2 protein-coding genes are annotated in these 1724 nt (G+C 66.3%); both read left to right on the top strand.

What is annotated here, in order from left to right; all coding sequences use genetic code 11:
- Window positions 1-75: 75 nt before the first annotated feature.
- The gene (locus C100_RS31925) at window positions 76-1026 is read left to right on the top strand and encodes a D-alanine--D-alanine ligase (protein ID WP_024019080.1); all 951 of its coding nucleotides are present in this window, start codon (window positions 76-78) and stop codon (window positions 1024-1026) included.
- On the top strand, window positions 1019-1724 hold a 706-nt coding region (locus C100_RS31920; RefSeq protein ID WP_031308969.1), incomplete at its 3' end, for a cell division protein FtsQ/DivIB. The genes C100_RS31925 and C100_RS31920, both read left to right, overlap by 8 nt.

Genomic DNA, 1724 nt, shown 5'->3' with positions numbered 1-1724 from the left:
GTCGCCCTCTCGATGGCGAGACACCCCTCCGTCAGGCTTCGCCCGCCACCTCCCCTTGCAGGGGAGGATTTTTCTGTGACTCGCGGCCCCTGGCATGTTGCCGTCCTGATGGGCGGCTGGTCGGCGGAGCGGCCGGTGTCGCTGTCTTCGGGCAAGGGCGTCGCCAAGGCGCTGGAATCGCGCGGGCACACCGTCACGCGCATCGACATGGATCGCAATGTCGCCGCGCGCCTTGCCGAAACGAAGGCGGACGTGATCTTCAACGCGCTCCATGGCGTTCCGGGCGAGGATGGCACGGTGCAGGGCATGATGGACCTGATGGGCCTCACCTACACCCATAGCGGCCTGGCCACTTCGGTCATCGCCATCGACAAACAACTGACCAAACAGGCGCTGGTGCCGCATGGCATCCCCATGCCCGGCGGCCATATCGTGGACAGCGAAAGCCTCTTCGCCGCCGACCCGCTGCCGCGCCCCTATGTCTTGAAGCCCGTCAACGAAGGCAGTTCGGTCGGCGTCGCCATCGTCACGGCGGAAGGCAATTACGGCAATCCCATCGCCCGCGACAGCGTCGGCCCGTGGCAGGATTTTCCGCAGCTGCTTGCCGAACCCTATATCCGCGGCCGCGAACTCACCACCGCCGTCCTGGGGGACGAGGCGTTGCTCGTCACCGAATTGCGGCCCAAGAGCGGCTTCTATGATTTCGACGCCAAATATACCGACGGCATGACCGAACATGTCTGCCCGGCCGAAATCCCGCCCGAGATCAGCGAGGCCTGCAAGGCGATCGCCCTGCGCGCGCATCAGTTGCTGGGCTGCAAGGGCGCCTCGCGCGCCGATTTCCGCTGGGACGATCAGCGCGGGCTGGATGGCCTCTATCTGCTGGAGGTCAATACCCAGCCGGGCATGACGCCCTTGAGCCTTGTCCCTGAGCAGGCGGCGAAGCTGGGCATTGACTATGCGACGTTGGTGGAGACTATCGTCGAGGAGGCGCTGAACCGCGTCGGGGGGAAGGAACATGGCTGAAGCCCGCATCAGGCGCGGCGGCGCGGCACGGATGAGCAGCGCGCGGGGCAAGGCCACCGGCGGCCGGACGGCGCGCGGCCGCACGCTCAAGCGCCAGAGCTGGATCGACCGGGTGATCGAATATATCCCCGTCAGCGAAGCCACGCTCCAGCGCATGGCGAGTTGGGCGATCGTCGGCATTTTCGGCGCGATCCTTGTGACCGGCGCGGTCTATGCGGGCTTGCCCGAAATGGCCCGACAGCAGGCGGCGGATATCGCCGCGCGCGCCGGTTTCGAAGTCCAAAAGGTCGAGGTCCGCGGCGTCGAGCGGATGGATGAGCTGCCAGTCTATAATATCGCGCTAGGCCAGGTGGATCGCTCCATGCTGTCGCTGGACCTGCCTAGGGTCCGGGCCGAAATGCTCAAGCTCGGCTGGGTCAAGGACGCCCGCATTTCCCGTCGCCTGCCCGACACTTTGGTCGTCGATATCGTCGAGCGCGATCCGGTCGCGGTGTGGCAGCATGACGGGCAATTGCACCTGATCGACGTGGCCGGCGTGGTGCTTCAGTCGGTCTCGGCGGGCGCCATGCCCGATCTGCCGCTGGTCGTCGGCCCCAACGCCAATCGTCAGACCGCCGGGCTGAACAAGCTGATGGAAAACGCCCCGGCGCTGAAACCGATGCTGGCTGGCGCGACCTGGGTCGGGAACCGCCGCTGGG

It is taken from the genome of Sphingobium sp. C100, assembly GCF_000508185.1.
Classification (GTDB): Bacteria; Pseudomonadota; Alphaproteobacteria; order Sphingomonadales; family Sphingomonadaceae; genus Sphingobium.
This window is presented reverse-complemented; position numbering and strand designations above follow the sequence as displayed.